The sequence below is a fragment of the Helcococcus sp. SA-HE-C1 genome (assembly GCF_985670335.1).
On record NZ_OZ484652.1, the window covers coordinates 411604 to 435191 of the forward strand.

Here is a 23588-nt window from a genome sequence, read left to right on the forward strand (position 1 = left end):
ATAGTATTTTTAATTATATTAATCGTAAAGTATCTTATACATATTAATATATAAATTGTTATAGAGTAATGCTTCAGTAAGATAGTAAGAAGAAAGTTAATGAAATATAAGCATTGGAAAAAATTTAAGGTAGTTAATGTGTATGCAGTATATATAAATTTAATATAAATTCGATAAATTAGATGAATTGATAGCTATATTAAAAGAATAAGTAGATAGCGAATGTATAAAAAAATTTATATCATACGAAAAAATAATAAATGAACAAAAAAGAATTATGTTAGGTGATAATAGATATGTGACAAAAAAATAAAAAAATAGGAAGCCATCTGGTAATATAAGTTTAACTACAAACAAATTATCAGAAAGAGAGGCTTCCTATGAAAATTAGTATAACAGAAGAAATGAGATTTCGTCAAAAAGTTGTAGAATATGCGAAAAAACACAAAAACAATGCAGAGGCTGCAAGAAGATACAAAACTAGCAGACAACAAGTGCAAAGATGGCTAAAAAAATATGATGGAAACGTAGAATCCTTAGCAAATAAATCAAGACGTCCACATAGCCATCCCAATAAACATACACAAGATGAAATAGAATTACTTAAGAAAAAATATCAATATCACAAACATGAAGGATTAGCTCAAGTATATAGAAAATGCCTTGACGCAGGATATAAAAGAAGCTATGGCTCAATGTGCAAACAAATAAAAAAACTTAAAAACTATGAAAAACCTAAGAAAATAAGTTATCCAAAAAGCAAATATAAACCGTTGAAAGGAAAATATCCAGGAGAGTTTGTAGAAATAGATGTAAAATATGTTCCGATTGAATGCATAGGTTTTAAAAGCAATCACGAAAGATACTATCAAATAACAGCAATAGACCTATATAGTAGAAAAAGAATCCTTAAATTAGTAAATGAAAATAGCACTTATGAAACCTCAAAAATGCTAAAGACAATAGAACAAGACTTTGGATTTAAGATAAACACAGTACAGACAGATAATGGTAAAGAATTCTGTAATGATAGAGAACAAAAGCAATCAGCATTCGAAAAGGTTCTAGAGTATTTAGGTATAGAATATATACGAACAAGACCATATTCACCGTGGCAAAATGGAGTAGTAGAAAGAAGCCATAAGATAGACAATGATCTATTTTACAGCAAAAGAAGATTTAAGAGTGAAGAAGAAATGTATAAATCGTTTCAAAGATATAGCGTAAGAACAAATAATATAGCAAGAAAGGTATTAGCTTTTAAGACTCCAAATGAGATGGTTGAAAGCTATTTCAAGAGGGCTTCATAAGCCTACAAATAATGCATATCCCTGTCAATATTCGCTTCGCTTTTCCCCTTGACAGAACTATGCATTATTTGTGTAGAATTTATATGCCCTTTAAAAATATTATTAGATGGTTTTCTTGTCACATATGTTTGACAACTCTAGAATAATAAATGAACAAAAAAGAATTATATCTTTACAATTTTTATTTTAACTGTTATAATTAAGACATAATATAATATTAATATTCAAGTAATAGATTATAGATTTATTACCGGGCTACAATAGCGTAGCAGCAGATTGTGATTTTAAGCGCACTGTGAGACAGCATTAGTTGTCTTTCAGTGCGTTTTTTTATACTAATTTAATATATATATTTTTAAATTATATAAATGATATAGAAGAAATACAATTAGCTTAATCAAAGTTTTTTAGATATAAAAAATATAATTTATTAATCAAACTACTGGGGGGAGAAATTATGATTAAAAACTTATTAACAAGCAAAAAGGGAATTTATTTATTCATCGGAATAGTTTTTATTGTTACAGGATATATAACGACATATTTAGATTTATATATTAGTAGATATGCTTTTTATATAGCGATATATTTTTTAGGATATTTTTGTACTAAGGAAGCAATGATAGATACTTTTAAGAATAAAAGACCAAATGTAGATTTACTTATGATACTAGCTGCACTGGGGGCAATCTTGATAGATTATGAATCAGAAGGTGCAATATTGCTGCTGATTTTTGCGGGAGCAGAGTATTTGGAAGAATATGTTTCAAAGAAATCTAGTAGTGCTATTTCAGAACTTATGAATCAAGTACCAGATAAAGCAAAGTTGATAAAAAAAGATGGTTCCATTATAGAGGTAGATACAGAAAATCTAAAAATAAATGACATAATTATAGTTTCAAAAGGTGATCAATTACCAATAGATGGAATAACAGATAGAGAAATTTTAGTTAATGAATCATCATTGACAGGGGAATCAATACCTATTCACAAAAAGAAAGGGGATGAAGTTTTTGCAGGAACTATAAATGAAGGAAATTCTTTTAATTTGACGGTAAGTAAATTAAAGGAGGATACAGTATTTTCTAATATTATAAGAATGGTGAAACATGCAAAGGAAAATCCTTCTAATCGTGAAAAATATATCGATAAAATAGAATCTAAGTTTGTAATAGTAGTCTTACTTGTAGTGCCACTATTTATATTTACTTTATACTATTTCTTAAATTATACATTCAATGAAGCGTTTTATAGAGGTATGGTATTGCTTACAGTTTCGAGCCCTTGTGCACTGGTAGCATCAGCGACACCAGCCACTCTTAGTGCTATAAGCAATGCAGCTAAAAATGGTGTTTTATTTAAGGAAGCAAAAGCACTAGAAATATTAAATGATTTAACTTATATTGCTACAGATAAAACGGGAACTTTAACATATGGTGAATTTGAGGTAGTAGATTATAAATGTTCAGACGAAATACTTAAGGAAGTAGTGTACATAGAACAAAATTCAAATCATCCAATTGCAAAAAGTATTGTTAAAAGATTTAAGAATTTAGATGTTAGTGAGGTTAAAAACGAAAAGATAGAAGAAATTGCAGGTTCTGGGCTAAAAAAAGGAGATATTATAATAGGAAAACCTTCAGTTTTTAAGCATTTTATTGATGAAATAGGGTACTTTTCAAAAGAAAAAGAGTACAATACAATTTCGCTCATTTCTAAAGAAGATAAAATTGTAGGATATATTATGCTTTCAGATAGCATTAGAGAAAATGTAAAAAAAGCAATATCTAGATTTAATTCAAAAAATATTAAAGTTGAGATGCTCACAGGTGATAATCAAAATACGGCAAAAAGAGTTGCTAAAGAATTGGGATTATCTAATTATACAGCAAATTGTTTTCCAGAAGATAAAGTAAAATTTGTAAAAGATAAGAAACAAAAAAATGAAACTATCGCCATGATTGGAGACGGTATCAATGATGCGCCTGCTTTAGCTTATGCAAATATAGGTATAGGAATGGGAAGTGGTTCATCTATAGCCATGGAATCATCAGATATGGTAATTGTTAAAAACGATTTAAATAAGTTATACCATTCATACATTTTAAGTAAAAAATTAAAAAAAATAATACGTCAAAATATAATTTTCTCTATTTGTGTTATAATGATACTTATTGTATTTAATATATTAGGATATTTGGATCTACCAAAGGGGGTAATATTCCACGAAGGATCAACCATTCTAGTAATATTAAATGGATTAAGATTACTATATTTTAAGGGAGAGAAATAGAATAATATGAATAAAACAGCGAAACTTGTACTATTAATATTAGGCGCAATTTTAATTGCTTTTGGTATATTTTACTTATCAAATAAAAATAAGGTGAAAAATAAAATCACCGAAACAAAAATGGAAACTAAAACTGAGCAAGGAATGTCAAGATTAGATAAAGAAACAACTATGGAAAAATCTTCATCCTCAGCATCAGGAAATAAAACTGAGAATTTAAATGACGATTTTTACATTAGATCAGATGATAAATTACAAAGTTTAATATCTGGTGATAAACCGAGTATTGTAATGTTTGGTACGAAAGTATGTCATTATTGTAATATAATGAGACCATATGTAAAGAAAATGTCAGAAGAAAGAAAAGATATAAACATTAAGTATGTAGATATTCAAGATAATCCTGAAATAGGAAAGCAATATCCAATACAGGGAACACCAGGATTCATGTATTATTTACCTGGCAAAAAACCTTATACACCTAGTGAAAAATTTGCTAAATATGGATTTTATTCATATAAGGAAAAGAACAAGGATCAAATAGCGTTGGTTATGTCATTTGGTTTACTTAAAGAAGATATATTAACTGGTATTGCGGAGGAAATGGTAAATGTTCAATAATTTTTTAACTGAAATATCATGGACACTTAGACAAGGCAGTGTACTCGCTCCAATTTTAGCGTTATTTGCAGGTATAATCACAAGTCTTACTCCATGTTCAATGAGTTCTGTACCTTTAATAATAGGATATGTTGGTGGTACAGGAGCTAAGGATACAAAGAGATTATTTTTTCTTTCATTAACATTTGCTATTGGTATGACAATAACATTTTCAGCAATTGGTATAGCTTCAGCATATTTACAAAGAGTAGTAAGCACAGTTGGTGTTTGGTGGTATTTCTTTATAGGGATTTTAATGATTTTAATGGCGATACAATTTTGGGGGATTCACTACTTTATTCATCCTACAAATTTTGTAAATAAGAGTAAGAAAAAAGGATATATTGGAGCATTAATATCTGGACTTTTAGGAGGACTATTTTCATCTCCATGTGCAACACCAGTTATGATTGCTCTTATGTCAATGATTTCAGGAACAGGTGGATCAGAAAATGTAAATGCATTATGGGGGTTATTGCTATTCCTGTTATTTGCAATAGGTCATAGCTTAATAGTAATATTAGCAGGGACATTATTAGGTTTTGTTGGACAATTAAATGGTAAAACCTCATATAAATGGTTTACTAAAATTTCAACATTTGTATTAGGTTTGTTAATATTCGCATTAGGTATTTATTTCTTGTACATTGGATTTGAAGGATTATATGTATAAGATATAGTTACGAAAATGTAACTTTTTCTCAAAAAGTGTAACGATTTTGTTACACTTTTGTTGTTTTTTAAAATAATATATTATACAATTATCTCACCAATGGAGGAGATATGAAAAGAATATTAAAAGTAGGTTCTTTACTAACGATAACAAGTTCATTAATTTTAGGCGGTATTTCATTTGCTTTTGCGGAAAAACTAATCCTTAATAACCAATCTAGTGTATATATGAATTCGATTGATGCTAAAAAAGAAACTAATGCAGTAAAAGTATATTTAGCTGGTGAATACTATGTATACAAAAGATATAATGGAATGGTAAATATTACAAAGACAGAGGGGCAGCCAGGAGCATGGATATCAGAAAAATATTTGAGTGAAATAGCCTCAGTTGAGAAAACTACAGAAAATAAAATTGAAAAGAAAAATAAAACTGTAAAAGTAAAAGAAAATGTTAAAACAAATGAATTTGAACTAAAATATAATACAAAAGTTTATATCAATGCAAAAGATGCAAGAAATGAAAAAGATGCAAGAGCAACATATGTAGCAGGAAAATATTTCATATATAAAGAATACGATGGAATGATAAATATTACAAAGACAGAAGGAGAACCAGGGGCATGGATTAATCCTGATGTAAATGTAGAAAGAGAAACAAAAGAAGATGAAAAAATAACTTCACGAGAAGTTGAAAAAAATGTAAAAGAAGAAAATAAGGTAAAAAATCAACAAGAAGAGACTGAAGAAAAAAATATAACTACCGAAAAATTATATTCATTACAATATTTCAGATACTATGGAATTATTAAGTGGGAAGGATATAAATTTTCATATTATTCACAAAAAGTACTACCAGGATATGGATTAAAAATACCAGGAAGACATGTTAATGATGATGGATATGTTTCAGATAAAGATGGATATATTGTAGTAGCTCATAAAAATGCTCCAAAAGGTTCAGTTATAGATACACCATTTGGATATAAAGCTAAAGTTTATGACAGATGTTCGGGCTGTGCTCTAAATCAATATGATGTTTATATAGACTAGTATTAAGACTTACGAAAGTAAGTCTTTTTTTGTAAATATATTTTGCAAATATTTACATTTTATAATATACTAAATTTGAATAGTTATATACAGATAGGAGAAGTATATGAAAGTTAAAGATTTTATAAAAAGGGGTAGCTTAGTTACTTTATCAACAGCTATCTTATTCTCTCCTGCATCATATGTTTTTGCTGAAAATGGAGAGTTTAAATTAAATAATAGTGTGCAAACTTATGATAGTGAAGAAAATGCATCAAAAAGAAAAAAAAGTTATACTACATTAGATAAAGGAAAATATTATATTTACAACAAAAAGGGCAATTTAATAAATATTTCTAAAATAAAGGGCGAACCTGGAAAATGGATAAATGTTAATGATAATTTAGACCTAGAATCAGAAAAAAAATCATTACAAAAAAAGAATTCTGTTGGAAACAATAGAGTTAACGATAGTTATGAAGTTTTGAGACCTTTAAACGGTTATATGGATGCAAATTCTGCAAAAAATAACAAAAATGCTGTTACAGAAGTTAAAGCTGGAAAGTATTATATATATTATGAGCATGATGGAATGATTAATATTACTAAAATTAAGGGTGTTGCAGGAGCATGGATAAATCCAAACAAAAATATTAATCATACTTCCGAGGTAAAAAAAGAAAATGAAAATGAAAATGAAGAAAAAAAATTTGAAAAATTTGTATTAAAAGCAGATACAAAAGGATATTATAATTCTGGAAATGCAGTAAATGATATCAATGTTGTTACAGAAGTTAAAAGAGGGGAATATTTAATTTATACTAAAGCAAATGGTATGATAAATATTACTAAAGATAGGGATTCTGCCGGTGTATGGATTAATCCAAATTCTGTAGAAAAAGAACTAGAAAAAGAAACAGAAAAAAAAGAAGAAGAAGAGAAAAAGACTTCTAATTCTAAAGATAAAAAAGAAATTACGACAGAAAAATCATTTTTCATACAAAACCCAAACTCTAATATTACTGTATTAGACGTTAAAGACGATGCTGATACTAAAGATGTAAAAATCGTTGAAGAGACATATACAGAAACAATGGAAAATAAAGATGATTATATAATTTCAAAATCATTTGTTAAGGTACCAGAAACCACAAAAGAATCCATAAAAGAAGAAGTCGAAACTGAAAAAGAAGATTTTACAAAAGAAGAAACAAAAGAAGAAACAAAAGAAGAAACTAAAGAAGAAACTAAAGAAGAAACCAAAGAAGAGCTATTAGAAGTTGGTTCAAAACTAAATGTATCAGAACCTACAAAGGGATACAATAGATTCACAGATGCTGTTGAAGAAAACAGTCAATTTGAGGAAGTAAAAGCAGGAGAGTATTATATATACAAGATAGAAAATAAATTCGTAAATATTTCTAATGATAAAGATAAATCTGGAGTATGGATAAAATTAAATAGATAAAATAAACAAAGTAATCAATAAATTTAGTAAAATTTATTGGTTATTTTTTTATTAAAGGGGTATATAAAAATAATAATGGAAAAATTAAAATATAGGAGGAACTATGGAAATACTAATAGTTGGAGGAATTGCTGCAGGAGCATCTATAGCAGCAAAAGCAAAAAGAACAAATCCAGATGCAAATGTGACAATAATTGAAAAAGAAGACTATGTATCATTTGGAGCTTGTGGACTTCCATACTATATAGGTGGACAATTTGACAATAGCGAAAGAATGTTTGCGAGATTTGTTGAAAAAACAAGAGAAACCGGAGTAGAAGTTTTAGTTAAGCATGAAGCATTATCGGTAGATTTTGATAAAAAAGAAGTTACAATCAAAAATTTAGAAAATAATGAAGAATTAGTAAAAAAATATGATAAATTAGCAATCGCAACTGGAGCGATACCCTTAGTGTTTGGAGAAGGTTCAGATGCTGAAAATGTAATTACTGTAACCAAGCTGAGAGAAGCAGATCAAATTAAAGAAGAACTAAAAAATGCAAAAGATGTAGTAGTTGTTGGTAGTGGATTTATTGGACTAGAAGTAGCGGAGCAAATAAAGTCATTAGGTAAGAATGTTAAAGTTGTTCAAAGAGCGAAATATTTAATGGATAATGTTTTTGATACAGATATTTCAGAATTAATTAAAGAAGCACTAGTAGAACATGGCGTAGAATTTCTTGAAGAACATAGTTATGAAAAATTTGAAGTTGAAAATAATAGAGCTAAAAAAGTTATTACAGACAAAGGTGAGTACGAATGTGATTTAGCTATTATGGCAGTAGGATTCAAGCCAAATACGGAAATATTTACAGATGAAAGACTTAATAAATTAAAAAATGGAGCCATTGTAATAGATAAATCTGGTAAAACAAGTATAAAAGATGTCTATGCAGCAGGAGACTGTGCAACAGTTTATAATCCTCAACAAAAAGATTTTTATGCAGCATTGGCTACATATGCAAATAAAATGGGGCGTATAGTTGGTGAAAATATTGTTTCAGATAAACAAAAAGAATATCTAGGAGCGTATGGATCATCATCCCTACAAGTTGGCGAATATGGTGTTGGTGCAACAGGGTTAACTGAAAGCAGAGCTAAAGAATTAGGTATAGATGTCAAATCAAAATTAATTAAAACTAAAAATCAAACTTCTTATGTAAAAGGACAAGAAGATTTATACATCAAATTAGTTTATGAAAGAGATACGAAAAAAATCTTGGGTGGACAAGTATTTGGTAAAAAAGGTGCTGTAGAAAGATTGACTGCAATATCTGTTGCAGTATATTCAGGCCTAACAGTTGATGAATTAGGGTTTATTGATTTTTCATATTCACCACCTTATGCACCTACATGGGATGGATTAAATGTAGCAGGAAATGCATCGAACTAAAAAAGGACATAGTAAAATGAAAGAGGATTACAAAATAGAAGAAATAGATAACATAGAAGAAGAAATTTTAGATGATATTAGAGAAGATTATTTTATAATAAATGACTTACTAGACTTTTTAGATGCATCTGTATCTATGTATCATGCAGTAGAAGAATCAGTGGTTAGACTAGAAGAAGCTGGATTTAAGCAACTAGACTTAAAACAAAATTGGGAAATAAAAAATGGTGGGAAATATTTTATCGTAATAAATAATTCAACGGTTTTAGCTTTCGTCATAGGAAGTAATGTAAAATCAGGATTTAGAATTATTGGAGCACATACAGACTCACCAGGATTTAAGATAAAGACCAACCCTATCGTTAAAGATGAAGGATACTTAAAGTTAAATACAGAAGTATATGGTGGGCCATTACTTGAAACATGGCTTGATAGGCCTCTTTCAATAGCTGGAAGAATTTTCTTAAAAGGAGAAAAATCACACGAACCTAGGATTGAGTTATTTGATTTTGATTATGATTTTCTAACTATACCTTCACTTGCAATTCATATGAAAAGAGGAGATGATAGTGATAAAAAACTAAATCCTCAAATTCATACATTGCCAATTTTAGGTATGGGAGAAGATTTTGACTTAGATCAATTTATAGCAGATGAGTTGGATGTAAATGTAGATGAAATTTTAGCACATGATTTATTCCTTTATAATAGAGAAAGAGCAAATATTTTTGGAGCAAATGCAGAGTTTTTTCAATCTGGAAAAATAGACAATTTAGGGATGGTGCATTCAGGATTAAATGCTTTAATTAATTCTAAAGAGGCTAAAAACACCCAAGTTTTTGTTGCCTTTGACAATGAAGAAATAGGTTCATCAACTCAGCAAGGTGCAGCTAGTGCAATGTTTAGAGATGTTTTAAGAAAAATATCATTGACACTTGGAAATAGTGAAACAGAATTCTTGAATCAAATATATGATTCATATATGATTTCTGCAGATTAGGCACATGCCTTACATCCAAACTATAAGGAAAAAAATGATATTACCAATAAACCTAAAATTAATGAAGGACCAGTAATAAAAGATTCTGCTAGAAAATCTTATGCTACAGATGGATTTGGTAGAGCGGTATTGATTGATATAGCCCAAAAAAATGATGTACCACTTCAGTTTTATCACAATAGATCAGATGTAAGAGGTGGAAGTACTATTGGAGCAATAATAGAAACTAATACTGGTATCAGAAATATAGATATAGGAAATGCAATGCTTGCTATGCACTCTGCAAGAGAAATGGCAGGTGTAAAAGATCAGAAATTTATGCTAGATTTAATGCTTGGATTTTATGAATCAGAATAGAAAAAATTTAAAATATAAAAGGAGATTTAGATGATTCCAACACCACATATAGGAGCAACAAATAAAGACCAAATTGCAAATACAGTACTAATGCCAGGAGATCCTAAAAGAGCAAAATTTATAGCTGATAAATTCTTAGAAAATGTTGAACAATTTAATGATGTAAGAGGGATGCTTGGTTTTACTGGAGATTATAAAGGAAAAAGAGTTTCTGTAATGGGTTCAGGTATGGGGATTCCATCAGCGATGATATATTATCATGAACTTTTTGCATTTTATGATGTACAAACAATTATTAGGGTTGGTACAGCTGGAGGATTACAACCAAATCTTAAAGTTAGAGATATCGTAGTGGCTACGGCAGCAAATACACCATCCTCATGTGTAAATGGAAAATTTGGAGAAATTAGATTTTCACCAACAGCGACATTTGATCTTTTATTGGATGCAAAAAAATATGCTAATGAAAGAGGCTTAAATACTTATTTTGGAACAGTATTATCAAGTGACGAGTTCTATAGAAAATGGGATCCTGCAATTATGGAAAATCTCAAAAAATATGGAACATTAGCAATTGAAATGGAAGCAGCCGGACTTTATATGCCTGCCCTAGAGAATGGAAAACAAGCATTATGTATTTGTACAGTTTCAGATAATAGTGAAGGTGAAGATTCAGCAGAAGTAAGAGAACAAGCTTATACAGAAATGATGGAAATGGCGTTAGAAATCGCCCCAGAATAGGAGTGAAAATGGAATATCCAAATTGTCCTAAATGTAATTCAGAATATACTTATGCACAAGGGAATCTCTTGATTTGCCCGATGTGTACGCATGAATGGACAAAGCTCACAGATGAGATCAAAGAACAGGAAAATGCTGTTAAGGATGCATATGGCAAAGTAATTGTTGATGGATGCGACTTAATAATTAATGAAAACTTAAAATTAGGCTCTGATACCTTAAAACAAGGTACAAAAGTAAAAAATATTACTTTACTTGATGTGCCACATAATGGACATGAAATACTGGCTAAGATAGATGGGAATGGACAGATTTACCTAAAAGGAAGTGTAGTTAGATTAGCGTGATTAAAAAATACCAAAATATATAGTTTATTAAAAAATATATATTTTGGTACTTTTTTTATTTATGAATTAATATACATTTATTGTTTTACAATAAATTATATGCTAAAATCATAATGTTATAAAAAAAGAGGGAAAATATGAAAGAACCAATGTCTATAACACATGGAAAAATCATTTTAATAGGAGAGCATTCGGTTGTTTATAATAAACCGGCAATTGCTGTTCCATTTCTAGCTACAGATTTAAGAGTGTATATTGAAAAAAATAAAGAAAATGAATTAGAATGCAGCTTTTATTACGGGAATTTAGATCAAGCATCAGAGGATTTAGCTGGTTTAAGATATATAATAAAGAGTTTTTTATATGAGTATAAAATAAATGAAAAAATTAAAATAACTATAAGGTCAACTATTCCAAATGAACGAGGGATGGGTTCTAGTGCGGCTTCATCAGTTGGAGTTATTAGGGCGTTGTATAATTTTTTTCAAATAAAACACAATGATGATGATATTAAAAAATGGGCTGAAATATCAGAAAAAATAATACATGGGGATCCAAGTGGTATCGATTTAAGCGTTGTACTTAATGAAAAAAGCGTATATTTTCAAAAAAATAAAGATATAGAAATTTTTCCTATAAATATGGATGGATACCTTGTTATAGCTGATACGGGCAAAAAGGGACGTACAAAAGAGGCTGTTAATGGTATAAAAAAAATGCTCAAAAACAATGACCCAAATATAATAAAATCTATTGATGAAATGGGAGAATTAGCTGAAAAAGCCAAAAATTCTATTTTAAATAATGATATAATTCTTCTTGGTAAAATATTCAATTCATTTCAAAGTAAATTAAGAATTTTAAATGTAACAGATGAAAAATTAGAAGAATTAATAAAAATTTCGAATGAAAATGGAGCATTAGGTTCTAAACTTACTGGCGGTGGCAAAGGTGGTTGCATGATTTCTTTAGCTAGAGATTTTAATTCAGCAAAAAAAATTGCAGATTCATTAAAAAATAAAGCGACTAACGTTTGGTTATTTAATTTAAAAAGTGAGATAGTATGAAAAAATTTAGGGCGAAAGCACATTCAAATATTGCATTAATAAAATACTGGGGTAAAGAAGATGAAGAGTTAATTATTCCAAAAAACAATTCAATTTCTTTAACTTTAGATTCATTATATACGGAAACAGAAGTCAGTTTTACCGATAAAAATAATGATATTTTTTATTTAAATGACGAATTACAAGGGGAAAAAGAGCATAAAAAAATAAGTTTATTTATAGATATTTTTAGAGAAATTAGTGGAAATAATTCTAAAGTTCTTATAAAATCATATAATCATGTACCAACTGCTGCAGGGTTGGCTTCATCGGCATCAGGTTATGCAGCACTTTCAATGGCATTAAATAGTTTATTTGGATTAAATTTTGATAAAAAAGAAATTTCAAAATTAGCTAGGAGAGGCTCAGGATTTGCAGCTAGAAGTATATATGGTGGTTTTGTAGAATGGGAGAGAGGAAATAATCATGAAACATCCTTTGCTGTCAAAATAGATGACGCAGATTGGGATATTGCCATGATTATCTTAGTGTTAAATGAAGGTAAGAAATCAATATCTTCAAGAGAGGCGATGAAAAAAACGATTGACACATCACCATTGTATGATGCACATGTAGAAGCTACACATGTAGATATTAGAAAGATAAAAAAAGCTATTAAAAATAGAGATTTTATAGAAGTAGGAAAAATAGCTGAACATAATGCTATGAGGATGCATGCTACGATGCTTTCATCTAATCCACCTATAATGTATTTTGAAGAAAAAAGTATAAGAGCTATAAATAAAATTAAAGAACTAAGAGAAAATGGTTTTGATATTTTTTATACTATGGATGCAGGTCCAAATGTCAAAATTATTTGTAAGAAAAGTGAAGCAAAAGATATAATTAATCAAATGAAAAATGATTTTGATAATATAATTTTTTCAGAAGTTGGAAAAGATGCTGAGATTAAGGAGATAAAATGATTACTGTAAAAACTCCTGGAAAACTATATATTGCAGGAGAATATGCTGTAGTACAACCGGGGCATAGTGCAGTTTTAATGTCTGTAAATAGATTTATTACCGTTAATATAAAAAAGTCAACTAAGAAAGGGTCTATAAAATCATATTCAAATGTACATATGGTATGGTCTAGACAAGATAATAAAATAGTTATAGAGAAAGAAGATGATAGATTTTTATATATAGTTAAGGCTATACAAATCACAGAAGAATATTTAACAGAGAAAAATATAAAATTAGATTTTTATGATATTGAAGTCATGAGCGAATTAGAATCTACAGATGGAATTAAATATGGACTAGGATCTTCCGCTGCAGTTGTGGTGTCTATAATTAAAGCTTTATTAAGATATTATAACATTATTTATACTAAGTTTGAATTATTTAAGCTTTCAGCACTTGCTAGTATTTTAATTAATACGAATAGTTCATGCGGGGATATTGCATCATCTGCTTTTACAGGAATTATAAGATATACTTCATTTGACAGAGACAAAATACATAATCGATATAAAAATGAATCTATTTCGCAAATTATTCAAAGTGAATGGGAAGATTTAGATATTACTAATATAAATATAAATCAAGATTTTAATTTCTTAATTGGATGGACAAAAACACCAGCATCATCAAATATTTTAGTTGAAAATTCAAAAAAAAATATCAATAAAAAACTCGATTTCTATGAATCATTCCCTATTAAAAGTGATAATATTGTCGATGAATTTGTAGAGGGATATAAAAATAGAAATTTTAAGAAGATTAAGACGGCATTTAGAAAAAACAGAGAACTTTTAAGAGATTATGCAAAATATTTTTCAATTACAATAGAAACTAAAGAACTAAATAATCTGATAGAAATAGCGTTAAAAGATGGAATGGCTTCAAAAACTTCAGGAGCTGGTGGTGGAGATTGTGGGATTGCATTATATACTTCTGATATGGATGCTTTAGAAACTGTAAAAAAATGGAAAGAGAATTGTATATTAAATTTGGATTTAAGAATTTATGAGGATTAATATGAGTGAACTAGATAAAAGTAGAAAAGATGATCATGTAAATAGGGCCTTGGAATATTATAAAGAAAATGAAATTTCTGATTTTGATAGTGTTGATTTTATTCATCATGTTTTACCAGAAGTAAATTTTGAAGATGTCGATATTTCAACGTCATTTGCAGGGTTTAATTTTAGTAATCCATTTCATATTAATGGAATGACTGGTGGGTCAGATTTTACAAAAGTGTTCAATAGAAAATTAGCGATAATTGCAAGAGAAACGGATATATTTATGGCGGTTGGCTCACTATCTGTAGCCTTAAGAGATAAGAGTACTCATGCTTCATATAAAGTTGCAAGAAAAGAAAATCCTAATGGGATAATTTTTGCGAATTTAGGTGCAGATAAAAGTTTAGAAGATGCTAAAAGAGCTTGTGAAATAATAGATGCAGATGGTATTCAAATACATATAAATGCGTGTCAAGAAATTGTAATGCCAGAAGGGGAAAGGGATTTTACTAAGTGGACTGAAAATATTTCAAACATTATCGATAATCTAGGTTTGCCTGTTTTGATAAAAGAAGTAGGAAATGGTATGTCGAAAAATTCAATACAACATTTAATAAATATTGGTGCAAAAACAATTGATATATCAGGAAAAGGTGGCACAAATTTTGCTAAAATAGAAAATAGTAGAAGAAAAAATAATGAATATAATTTTTTAGAAAATTTTGGAAATTCAACAATTAATTCTATGTTGGAAGCACAAGATTTTATACATGACTATGATATTCTAGCTTCTGGAGGGATAAGAAATTCAATGGATATAGTAAAATCACTCTCGCTTGGAGCTAAGTCGGTAGCTATGGCGGGGAGATTTATATATTTAGTAAATGATACTCCGCTTGAAGAAACGATAGAAATAGTTAATAATTGGAAATATGAAATAAAGTCAATAATGACATTATTGGGTGCTTCAAAACTTTCTAATTTAACTGAAACAGACTTAATTATTAGAAATCAAGTAAAAGATTGGTGTGAAATAAGGGGCATTGATTTTAAGAAATTTGGAAATAGATTTAATAAATTTTGAGGAAATTATATACTATTCTACAATTTTTTGTTTAAAAAATATAATTATATATGAAAAATTAATTAAAGTGGTAAATAATATGCTAGGCATAAAAATACGGATTGCACAAAACGTACAATCCGTTAATTTATTTCTTTTTGTTTAACTCACGATTTATTTTATCAACTTCCTTTTTAGCTTGTAAGTAAAAAGCCAACCATATGATCAAGTATATTGCCAACCATATAAATAATGCAATTAGAAGAGTTGTTAAACTTTGATACCATTTCAAGTAATAACCAACTATTAAAAAATATATTGTAAATACCGTGATGTGTGCTAAAGTGCTTTTTAAGATATTTTCACTTTTCATATTTTTTCCCATAAGCCCAATTATACCAAAACCACCATATAAAACAGTTTGAATTATTTTGGCAACAAGTGGAGAACTTTGGTTATTTACAAAACTTGGAGCTCCTATTGTAAGTTTACCTATCATAATTGATATAAATAACTCTACTAAATTACCAATAGCTATTCCGATTAAAAAATTTTTAAAGTAATTATTAACTTTTTTCATATAACCTCCTAAAGTCCTAAAATATTTTTAAAATCTTTTAAGGATCTCCTAGAAACATAGGATACTTTATTATTATCCATTTTTACGGCGATAGTTCCTTTAAAAGACAAATCTAATTTTTTCACATAATTAATATTTATGATTTCATATCTCGATATTTTTATAAAATTCTTATCATATACTCTTTCCTCAATTTCATATAATCTTAATCGTGATATAAAAGTGTCAGTTTTAGTTTCTATATAGATTTTTTTATCTTCGGTATAGAAACGAATGATATCGTTATAGTTAAGTATATATACTTGTTCATTTTGAAAACCAACAATTATATTTTTATTGCTATTTTCTAAGAAGTTTTGCAAGTTTTCTATATCTTTATTGTAAGTCTTTGTATATATTTTTATTAAATTTTCATCCATTTTATCATCTATAACTATTTTGACTTTCAATTCAACCTCCTTACAAGTATTTATATAAGATATATCTTGATATCATTATAAAATAATTTTTTTTCTATTTCTATAATATTTGGATAAAAGGTATATAATCACTGATGAGCGAAAATTTAAAATAAAAAAAAGCTGCTAAACAGCTTTTAATTATTTCGTATATACATCATAATGATTTGATGCACAGTTTCCGCATCTATCATATACTTTGGCTTTATACCCGAATGGAGTATTTATTACAGTTCCTTTAGATGCTGACCTGTGAGACACTACAATATATCCATTTTCATCTGCTACAAAACCACCACCATTTACATGTCGGCCGGGTATCCTTAGCCCTCTACCAGGTAAAACACTTTGTGAATAGTATGTAAACTTTAGTCCGTTCCAATGGATTATACCATTATATCTTAAGTTACTTAGTGAATACTTACTTACTGTTAATCCACCTGTTGATGCAGGTCTTGGTTTTGTACCGTATTCAATAATTTTAGTTACAGCCTCTGTTTTAACTTCTTTATTGACTAATTTTCTTTCATTTCCATCATTTTCATAAACGTATTCAATTAAACCATTTTTACCTTCTTGAATAGTTTTAGTTTCACCTTTATATAGAGATGAATTTTTTCTTTCGATTGTTTCTTTTTTTATATTTTCTTCTACAATCTCTTTAGTTCCTACCAATTTAATCTCATCAATAGGTTCTTTGATTACTTTTGAATTTGTTAATCTATCAGAAACAACAACTCCATTTTTTGTAATCTTTGTGTATTGCTCTACTTTTGTTCCATTTTCACCAGAAGTTTTTATTTCTGTTTCCCCAAATTTAACATTAAAAGAATTTTCATCTATTGTTTTGTATTCTAATTCTATATTTTTTGTATAATTTTCAATGTTAATATCATCATATGATATAATATCACCATTTTTTATATTTGCGTCCAAAGAAGGACTTATGAAATCTTCTGTATCGGGTTTGATTCCATATTCTTTTAAGAAATCGCTAACTGTTGTGCTATAAGTTGAAACGGTTAGTGTCTTACCTTTATTATTAAAAGTTACATCTTTTTTTGTGTTAATTATAATTTTTTGATTTTTTTCTAACAGTGTGTCTAGTGATACATCAGACTTCAAATCGTATACTTTATACCCTTTATTTAATAGTATTTGATTTAATGTAGTCTCGTTAGTTTTTATAGTTTCAGTTACTCCGTCAATAGTTAAAGTTACTTCGAAAGGAGTGTTAGCTATTACTATGTATCCACTAAAGCTTATTACTGCCGCAGCGAGTGTTGCTGTCAACATTTTTTTGTGTTTTTTCATAAAATTCATTGTTTTCTCCAATCTCACATAACTTATATTAACCTTTTTGTAACTTTTTGTCAATACATTGTAACCAAATAGTAACTTTTTGTTACTTAAAGTTAATAAATTAATTATGCTTGTAGAAGAAATCCCTATATTATGCGTTATACAAGCGTGATTTTACCATTTTTAGTGTTTATGTTAATTTCTAATTTATCATCTAAATCTTCAATATAATCTGACGTGTGAGCAACAGTGGTCATATCATTTCGCACAATTGTAGTAAAAATTGAATCTAATTTCTCATCAAATCTACCAGTTAATTTTGCACGTGTGGGTTTATTATAATTGATATTTTCTACATAAACTCCGCCATTAAAGGAATGTAAATTTATTGAATTTGTAATTTTTGAAATATTAGATAGTAAAATAAACCCATTCATATTTTCAGCAAAAATATGTTCACAGTCAATTCCTCGCACACTAATTTTTCCATTCAAATTCTTCATTTTTAAGTTAGGAGTAGAAATATTTTCCACTGAAAACTTACCATTTATACCATTTATTTTTATATCTTTAGAAGCGACAACATGTTCAATAATTATTTTTGAATTAGTATTGTCTAAATCTATAGAATTGGATGTCACATTATTAATAATAATTTTTCCGGTTATATTTCTGCATTTAATGTTATTAGTATATTTTTTAGGAAGATAAATATATATAGTAGAGTTAAATTTATCTATATTAGAGTTTTCATCTGTTGAAATATGAATATCTTTACCATTGTGAGATTTTGTAATAAAAGTATAATCTTCAGAATACATATTTTCATCAAATGAAATCTTACTTGAACATTTTATATAGTCGTTATCCCAGGATGAGATAAATACTTTACCATTAATATAATCTACTAATAAGTCAATATCTTCAGTAATTTCATCGATTATAAACTCATTAGTAGTTTTTCCTGAAAAGCCAAAATTAAAGTTAATTTCATCAAAATCAATATTGCTCAAATTAATTTTTTCTTCAGCTTTCTTTATGCTCTTTTCTACGGTATTAAATAAATTTGAAAAAAATGAATTAATAGAGGATTCAAATTTATTTTCTGTTTTTTCTTTTTCATTTTTTGAGTCATATTTATCTTCTTTTATTGCATCGAGCAATTTTAGAGCCTCTTCTTCATTTATTTTTCCTTCTTTTAGCATTTTTATGATTAGTTTTTTCTCTTCACTCATATAAATCTCCTATTCTAATTCTTTTAGTAATCTAGTAGCATCACTTGGTGATATTTCATTATTATCAAGCATTGATAAAATTTCAATTTTAGAGGATGAAGTTTCAACTTTGTGGCCCAAGGTTGAAATAATATTATCTAGCTTATTTCTAACAGTTGGATATGAAATCCCTAGTTCTTTCTCTATTTCCTTAATATTTCCCCTTTTTAGTACAAAAATTTCTATGAAATCTAGTTGTTCTTCATTTAATTTAGAAAAACCACTATTATAAAATCTTCCAGTTATCTCTGTGTGACAATCATCACATGTATATTTTGTGATAGTTAAAGTGTTATCGCACACAGGACATTTATTTAAACTATTTTTCATACACTCTCCCAATATTAATATTTATAAATCAAGAATACAATAATTTAATATTAATGTCAAATATATTTATAAAAGAAAACTATTTTATTAAAATATTTAATTTTGAATTTTAAAATTATAAAAATATAAATTTTTATATATGATATTATAATATAACGAGGAGAATAAAGATGATAGAAAAAAAAGAAACAGAAATAAATGATAAATTAGAATTGGAGATAATTGATTCTTGATGATAAAGCAAATGGTATATCAAAAAAAGATGGATTAATTTTTTTTGTAAAAGATGCTAAACTAGGAGAAATAGTTTTGGCACAAGTAACTAAAAAGAAAAAAAGTTTTTGTATATGTAAAAAAATCAAAACAATTGAAAAATCTAAGTATTTGACTGATAAGAAAATTGAAAAGAGTGATTTGTGTGGAATATACGATATTTATGACATAAAATATGAAAAACAAGTTAAATTTAAAAAGAATTTAATAATAAATAATTTAAATAGAATTGCTGGAGAAAATATATTAAACATTAATTTTGTAAAGGCGAATGAAATTTATGGATATAGAAATAAGATAGAGTTAAAACTTGATAAAAAAGGTAAATTATCATATTTTTCACGAAATTCTCAAGATAGTATACCAATCAATAGATGTATAATGATTACTAAAGAAATAAATGATATTCTACCAAAATTACAAGAAATATTAAGTTATCATAAAATAGAGGGGTACGATACAAGAAAAGGGAATGGACTAGTAAAAAATATTATAATAAGATCAACAAGTATAGGAGAAGTACAAGCAGTACTTGTATTTAATAGAGAATATAATTTTAAGGAATTTTTTAAGGATTTAGAAAAATCAAATATATTCGACAGTTTCTATGTTAGTTATAATCCTAAAAGAAGAAACTATAAAATACTTGAACTAACCCATGTATTTGGGAAAATGAAAATTAAAGAAAAAATGGGGGATTTCTATTTTAATATTTCTCCAAAAGCATTTTTTCAGGTAAACAAAGACATTTCATATCAAATATATTTAAGTGTTAAAGAATACATTAAAAAATTAAATTCAGAAAAAATAATTGATTTATATAGCGGGATTTCAACATCTTCAATTATACTCTCAGATACTACTAAAAAGATAATTTCTATTGAAATAAGTGAAGATGCAGTGAAAGATGCTAAGGAAAATGCGTTATTAAATGGTATAGAAAATATTGAATGGATAAATGAAGCAGCTGAAGTTGCTATTAAAAAAATAAACTTAGAAGATGATAATACAGTTACACTGGTAGATCCACCAAGAAGGGGATTGGACGAAAATATAATAAATGAAATTGGTAAATCTAATATTAATACTTTGATTTATATTTCTTGCAATCCTGCGACTATGTCAAGAGATATCAAAAGATTTAAGGACTATGGATTTAAATTGAAAGAAGTTACTGGATTTGATCAATTTGTAAATACTATAGAAGTGGAAACTTTATCAATTTTAGTTAGATAATATTTTACCCAAATTATTGTTTTGTGTTAATATATTAATAAGAAATCAATTGAAAGGGGATAAAATGAATATAATTGTACTAAAAGATGAAAAAGAAGTAAGTGAAAAAGCTGCTCAAATAATAAAAGATGTTATTTCCAATAATGAAGAGGCTGTACTTGGATTGGCAACAGGTTCATCACCGATTAAAATATACGAAAATTTAATAGAGATGAATAAAAATGGTAAAATCTCATTTAAGAAAATCAAAACAATAAATCTTGACGAGTACATTGGACTTGATGGAAATCACACACAAAGTTATAGACATTTTATGAATGAAAAACTTTTTAATCATATTGATATAGACAAAGAGAATACTTATGTACCAAATGGGGTTTCAAAAAATTTTGAAGAAACAGCAAAAGAGTATGAAAAATTAATTGATAATTTAGGTGGACAAGATATACAAATTCTTGGTATTGGTAGGAATGGGCATATTGGTTTTAATGAGCCAAATGAAGAGTTAGAAATGAATACTCATATCGAAAGTCTAACAGAATCTACGATTGAAGCAAATAAGAGATTTTTTGATTCTATAAATGATGTGCCAAAAGAAGCAATATCTATGGGGATAGGATCAATATTTAAGGCGAAAAAAATTATTTTGATTGCATTCGGTGAATCTAAAGCGGACGCTATCGCAGCCTTAGGAGATGGTAAAATTACTACACAAAACCCTTCAACATTATTAAAGTTACATCCCGATATTACAATAATTGTGGATGAAAAAGCTGGAAGTAAATTATAAAAATCAAGAAGTCTTTGTGTGTAAAATCACCAACGACTTCTTTTTAATTTAATATTATATGGAGAAAAACAATGAGCGTGAATGCACCAAAAATCAAAGACATTGAAAAAAAGGTAGAAATATGGGAAAATCCACCATATCATAAAAATAAAAGTAAATTAGAGAAAATGGAAATAGACTATGACGCAAATCGCCTAGATACAACTATAAGATACTCTAAAAAAATAGCTAATAAAGAATATGAAGATATAAAGGAATTGGCAGATACATTTACGTATCTATATGAAATTGAAACAGGATATGAAAGTGAAAAGTACGACGATGTACCATATATTATTCCATATCTTGTAAATAAGGGAAGAAAATCAATAATACTTTTATCTGGGGGAGGATTTTGTTACAAGACTTTCCATGGGGGAATAAATGGTGGTAAAAAAGTTGCAGATATACTTAATAAACATGATATAAATGTTTTTTTACTTGACTATAGAATTGCTCCTTATAAGTTTCCAGCAGCCATGTTAGATCTTCAGAGAGCTGTAAGATATATAAAATATAATGCGTCAAATTTTGATATAGATAAAAATGAAATATCCATTTTAGGTTATTCAGCAGGTGGATATATTGCAGGTAGTTTTATTAATAAATATATGGGATATGATTTTTTTGAAGAATTTGACAGTTCCTATAAAAAAGATGAAATAGATATTATATCAGATGAAGTTAAATCAGTAGCATTTGTATATCCTTGTTTAACTTTTAATTACAATGTACCAATGTTATTTGCAGTAGCAGATGAGAAAAGTGTCAAAAATGAAAAGAAAAGAAAAAAATTACTAGATGAACTAAATCTTTCGAATAAAATAAATTCTGTAGATATAAAGCAATTTGTGACATACTCAAATGAAGATAAAACTGTTGATTATAGGGGAACAGAAGAATATGTTAAAAAATTAAAGTCGAAAGGTGGGAATATAAATAGAATTTTCATTGCAAATGAAGATCACGGATTTGATGAATCACTATTTATAGATGAATATTTAAGATGGTTAGAAGCGTAAAATATGTACGTAATTAGATATTTTTATAAGGAATTATTTACTTTTATTTTTCTAATATGTTGTTATGTATTATGTAAATTTTCAAGAAAAATATTAAAAGGAAAATTTTTATTTATTTAATACTAGAAAAACGTGGTATCGCAGACAATTAATATATAAAAAAATCGGATAAGATTATCTAGAATTTAAAAATCTCATAAATTAAATCTCCTGATTAAGTCAAAGAAAAAACTAATCAGGAGAAAGTTTCTATTTTCTTTTGTAAACTATATATCTGTACTTTGGTGCGTTATCTGAGCATACATAGTCTGAAGTTGATTCTACTTTCCAATTATCCTTATTAAATTTAGGAAAAAAAGAATCAGCATTATGAGCCTTATCTCCAAAAGTTTCATCAATTTCAGTGATATATAACTTTGATGAAACGTCTAAAAATTGATGATAGATACTGTCGCCACCAACAATAAATATTTTTTCATTTGGGTTATTTTTAGCATATTCAATAACTTCATTTTTTGAATGAAGTGTGTATGCTCCTTTATAATTATCACTTGATCTGGTTAATATAATATTTTTTCGATGAGGGAGAGGTCTTTTAGGGAAACTAAAATAGGTTGTTCGACCACAAACTATAGTATGATATAGTGTAGTTTCCTTAAAATATTTCAAATCATCTTTTAAATGGTAAATCATATCACCGTCTTTTCCAATTGCATACGAATCCTTTGTGACTGCGGCAATCATATAAATATTTTCAATCATAAAACCTCCTAAATATAAAACTAGTATATCATACTATGGTAAATTTATGATATACTATGAATAATAAAG

The 23588-nt window shown here is 27.6% G+C and carries 22 protein-coding genes and 1 pseudogene; 17 read left to right on the top strand and 6 right to left on the bottom strand.

Annotated features, from left to right (window positions below; all coding sequences use genetic code 11):
- Nucleotides 1-380 precede the first annotated feature (380 nt).
- From AC4KN9_RS02265 to fni, 14 genes and pseudogenes are all read left to right on the top strand, one after another.
- Complete coding sequence (locus AC4KN9_RS02265; RefSeq protein ID WP_491016762.1) at nt 381-1310, top strand: DDE-type integrase/transposase/recombinase; 930 nt, start codon at nt 381-383, stop codon at nt 1308-1310.
- A 457-nt stretch (nt 1311-1767) separates the two neighbouring features.
- Nucleotides 1768-3603 (top strand): heavy metal translocating P-type ATPase, encoded by a 1836-nt coding sequence (locus AC4KN9_RS02270; protein ID WP_491017044.1) that lies wholly within the window; start codon nt 1768-1770, stop codon nt 3601-3603.
- A gap of 6 nt (nt 3604-3609) precedes the next feature.
- Nucleotides 3610-4224: a thioredoxin domain-containing protein gene (locus AC4KN9_RS02275; RefSeq protein ID WP_491017045.1), complete on the top strand. Its 615-nt coding sequence runs from the start codon at nt 3610-3612 to the stop codon at nt 4222-4224.
- Nucleotides 4214-4936, top strand: a complete 723-nt coding sequence (locus AC4KN9_RS02280; RefSeq protein WP_491017046.1) for a cytochrome c biogenesis CcdA family protein — start codon at nt 4214-4216, stop codon at nt 4934-4936. Before AC4KN9_RS02275 ends, AC4KN9_RS02280 begins: the two co-directional genes overlap by 11 nt.
- Nucleotides 4937-5046: 110 nt before the next feature.
- Nucleotides 5047-5988, top strand: a complete 942-nt coding sequence (locus tag AC4KN9_RS02285; protein ID WP_491017047.1) for a hypothetical protein — start codon at nt 5047-5049, stop codon at nt 5986-5988.
- A 106-nt stretch (nt 5989-6094) separates the two neighbouring features.
- Complete coding sequence (locus AC4KN9_RS02290) at nt 6095-7435, top strand: hypothetical protein (protein WP_491017048.1); 1341 nt, start codon at nt 6095-6097, stop codon at nt 7433-7435.
- Nucleotides 7436-7538: 103 nt separating this feature from the next.
- Nucleotides 7539-8867 (top strand): CoA-disulfide reductase, encoded by a 1329-nt coding sequence (locus AC4KN9_RS02295; RefSeq protein ID WP_491017049.1) that lies wholly within the window; start codon nt 7539-7541, stop codon nt 8865-8867.
- A gap of 16 nt (nt 8868-8883) precedes the next feature.
- Nucleotides 8884-10224: pseudogene (locus AC4KN9_RS02300) on the top strand (M18 family aminopeptidase).
- 30 nt (nt 10225-10254) lie between these two features.
- Nucleotides 10255-10965, top strand: a complete 711-nt coding sequence (gene deoD, locus AC4KN9_RS02305) for a purine-nucleoside phosphorylase (protein WP_491017050.1) — start codon at nt 10255-10257, stop codon at nt 10963-10965.
- Between the two features lie 8 nt (nt 10966-10973).
- A complete protein-coding gene (locus tag AC4KN9_RS02310) occupies nt 10974-11312 on the top strand; it encodes a zinc ribbon domain-containing protein YjdM (RefSeq protein ID WP_491017051.1) in 339 nt (112 codons plus the stop codon).
- Between the two features lie 137 nt (nt 11313-11449).
- A complete protein-coding gene (gene mvk, locus AC4KN9_RS02315; RefSeq protein ID WP_491017052.1) occupies nt 11450-12379 on the top strand; it encodes a mevalonate kinase in 930 nt (309 codons plus the stop codon).
- On the top strand, nt 12376-13344 hold the full coding sequence (mvaD, locus tag AC4KN9_RS02320) for a diphosphomevalonate decarboxylase (protein WP_491017053.1): 969 nt from the start codon (nt 12376-12378) through the stop codon (nt 13342-13344). The genes mvk and mvaD overlap by 4 nt, the downstream gene beginning before the upstream one ends.
- Complete coding sequence (locus tag AC4KN9_RS02325; protein ID WP_491017054.1) at nt 13341-14402, top strand: phosphomevalonate kinase; 1062 nt, start codon at nt 13341-13343, stop codon at nt 14400-14402. The genes mvaD and AC4KN9_RS02325 overlap by 4 nt, the downstream gene beginning before the upstream one ends.
- A 1-nt stretch (nt 14403) precedes the next feature.
- Complete coding sequence (gene fni, locus AC4KN9_RS02330) at nt 14404-15474, top strand: type 2 isopentenyl-diphosphate Delta-isomerase (protein ID WP_491017055.1); 1071 nt, start codon at nt 14404-14406, stop codon at nt 15472-15474.
- Between the two features lie 127 nt (nt 15475-15601).
- On the opposite strand, the gene AC4KN9_RS02335 is transcribed toward fni, so the two are convergent.
- From AC4KN9_RS02335 to AC4KN9_RS02355, 5 genes are all read right to left on the bottom strand, one after another.
- Nucleotides 15602-16033 (bottom strand): DUF3021 domain-containing protein, encoded by a 432-nt coding sequence (locus tag AC4KN9_RS02335; RefSeq protein WP_491017056.1) that lies wholly within the window; start codon nt 16031-16033, stop codon nt 15602-15604.
- A gap of 8 nt (nt 16034-16041) precedes the next feature.
- On the bottom strand, nt 16042-16482 hold the full coding sequence (locus AC4KN9_RS02340; RefSeq protein WP_491017057.1) for a LytTR family DNA-binding domain-containing protein: 441 nt from the start codon (nt 16480-16482) through the stop codon (nt 16042-16044).
- A gap of 150 nt (nt 16483-16632) precedes the next feature.
- On the bottom strand, nt 16633-17814 hold the full coding sequence (locus tag AC4KN9_RS02345; protein WP_491017058.1) for a G5 domain-containing protein: 1182 nt from the start codon (nt 17812-17814) through the stop codon (nt 16633-16635).
- 137 nt (nt 17815-17951) lie between these two features.
- Nucleotides 17952-19028, bottom strand: coding sequence for a DUF4097 family beta strand repeat-containing protein (locus AC4KN9_RS02350; protein ID WP_491017059.1), 1077 nt, complete (start codon nt 19026-19028; stop codon nt 17952-17954).
- A 9-nt stretch (nt 19029-19037) separates the two neighbouring features.
- Nucleotides 19038-19397 (bottom strand): DUF2089 domain-containing protein, encoded by a 360-nt coding sequence (locus tag AC4KN9_RS02355; protein ID WP_491017060.1) that lies wholly within the window; start codon nt 19395-19397, stop codon nt 19038-19040.
- 222 nt (nt 19398-19619) lie between these two features.
- On the opposite strand from AC4KN9_RS02355, the gene rlmD reads away from it, so the two are divergent.
- The 3 genes from rlmD to AC4KN9_RS02370 all read left to right on the top strand — a co-directional run bounded on the left by rlmD (nt 19620) and on the right by AC4KN9_RS02370 (nt 22757).
- A complete protein-coding gene (gene rlmD, locus AC4KN9_RS02360; protein WP_491017061.1) occupies nt 19620-20906 on the top strand; it encodes a 23S rRNA (uracil(1939)-C(5))-methyltransferase RlmD in 1287 nt (428 codons plus the stop codon).
- Between the two features lie 64 nt (nt 20907-20970).
- Nucleotides 20971-21696 (top strand): glucosamine-6-phosphate deaminase, encoded by a 726-nt coding sequence (nagB, locus tag AC4KN9_RS02365; protein WP_491017062.1) that lies wholly within the window; start codon nt 20971-20973, stop codon nt 21694-21696.
- 71 nt (nt 21697-21767) lie between these two features.
- Nucleotides 21768-22757, top strand: a complete 990-nt coding sequence (locus tag AC4KN9_RS02370; protein ID WP_491017063.1) for an alpha/beta hydrolase — start codon at nt 21768-21770, stop codon at nt 22755-22757.
- A 249-nt stretch (nt 22758-23006) separates the two neighbouring features.
- Here AC4KN9_RS02370 and AC4KN9_RS02375 read toward each other — a convergent pair whose 3' ends face one another.
- Nucleotides 23007-23519 (bottom strand): dihydrofolate reductase, encoded by a 513-nt coding sequence (locus tag AC4KN9_RS02375; protein ID WP_491017064.1) that lies wholly within the window; start codon nt 23517-23519, stop codon nt 23007-23009.
- Between the last annotated feature and the right edge of the window lie 69 nt (nt 23520-23588).

Bases quoted from the DNA above. Each gene is read 5' to 3' on its own strand.
- AC4KN9_RS02265 (WP_491016762.1), top strand. From the start codon at position 381: ATGAAAATTAGTATAACAGAAGAAATGAGATTTCGTCAAAAAGTTGTA.
- AC4KN9_RS02270 (WP_491017044.1), top strand. From the start codon at position 1,768: ATGATTAAAAACTTATTAACAAGCAAAAAGGGAATTTATTTATTCATC.
- AC4KN9_RS02275 (WP_491017045.1), top strand. From the start codon at position 3,610: ATGAATAAAACAGCGAAACTTGTACTATTAATATTAGGCGCAATTTTA.
- AC4KN9_RS02280 (WP_491017046.1), top strand. From the start codon at position 4,214: ATGTTCAATAATTTTTTAACTGAAATATCATGGACACTTAGACAAGGC.
- AC4KN9_RS02285 (WP_491017047.1), top strand. From the start codon at position 5,047: ATGAAAAGAATATTAAAAGTAGGTTCTTTACTAACGATAACAAGTTCA.
- AC4KN9_RS02290 (WP_491017048.1), top strand. From the start codon at position 6,095: ATGAAAGTTAAAGATTTTATAAAAAGGGGTAGCTTAGTTACTTTATCA.
- AC4KN9_RS02295 (WP_491017049.1), top strand. From the start codon at position 7,539: ATGGAAATACTAATAGTTGGAGGAATTGCTGCAGGAGCATCTATAGCA.
- deoD (WP_491017050.1), top strand. From the start codon at position 10,255: ATGATTCCAACACCACATATAGGAGCAACAAATAAAGACCAAATTGCA.
- AC4KN9_RS02310 (WP_491017051.1), top strand. From the start codon at position 10,974: ATGGAATATCCAAATTGTCCTAAATGTAATTCAGAATATACTTATGCA.
- mvk (WP_491017052.1), top strand. From the start codon at position 11,450: ATGAAAGAACCAATGTCTATAACACATGGAAAAATCATTTTAATAGGA.
- mvaD (WP_491017053.1), top strand. From the start codon at position 12,376: ATGAAAAAATTTAGGGCGAAAGCACATTCAAATATTGCATTAATAAAA.
- AC4KN9_RS02325 (WP_491017054.1), top strand. From the start codon at position 13,341: ATGATTACTGTAAAAACTCCTGGAAAACTATATATTGCAGGAGAATAT.
- fni (WP_491017055.1), top strand. From the start codon at position 14,404: ATGAGTGAACTAGATAAAAGTAGAAAAGATGATCATGTAAATAGGGCC.
- AC4KN9_RS02335 (WP_491017056.1), bottom strand. From the start codon at position 16,033: ATGAAAAAAGTTAATAATTACTTTAAAAATTTTTTAATCGGAATAGCT.
- AC4KN9_RS02345 (WP_491017058.1), bottom strand. From the start codon at position 17,814: ATGAATTTTATGAAAAAACACAAAAAAATGTTGACAGCAACACTCGCT.
- AC4KN9_RS02350 (WP_491017059.1), bottom strand. From the start codon at position 19,028: ATGAGTGAAGAGAAAAAACTAATCATAAAAATGCTAAAAGAAGGAAAA.
- AC4KN9_RS02355 (WP_491017060.1), bottom strand. From the start codon at position 19,397: ATGAAAAATAGTTTAAATAAATGTCCTGTGTGCGATAACACTTTAACT.
- nagB (WP_491017062.1), top strand. From the start codon at position 20,971: ATGAATATAATTGTACTAAAAGATGAAAAAGAAGTAAGTGAAAAAGCT.
- AC4KN9_RS02370 (WP_491017063.1), top strand. From the start codon at position 21,768: ATGAGCGTGAATGCACCAAAAATCAAAGACATTGAAAAAAAGGTAGAA.
- AC4KN9_RS02375 (WP_491017064.1), bottom strand. From the start codon at position 23,519: ATGATTGAAAATATTTATATGATTGCCGCAGTCACAAAGGATTCGTAT.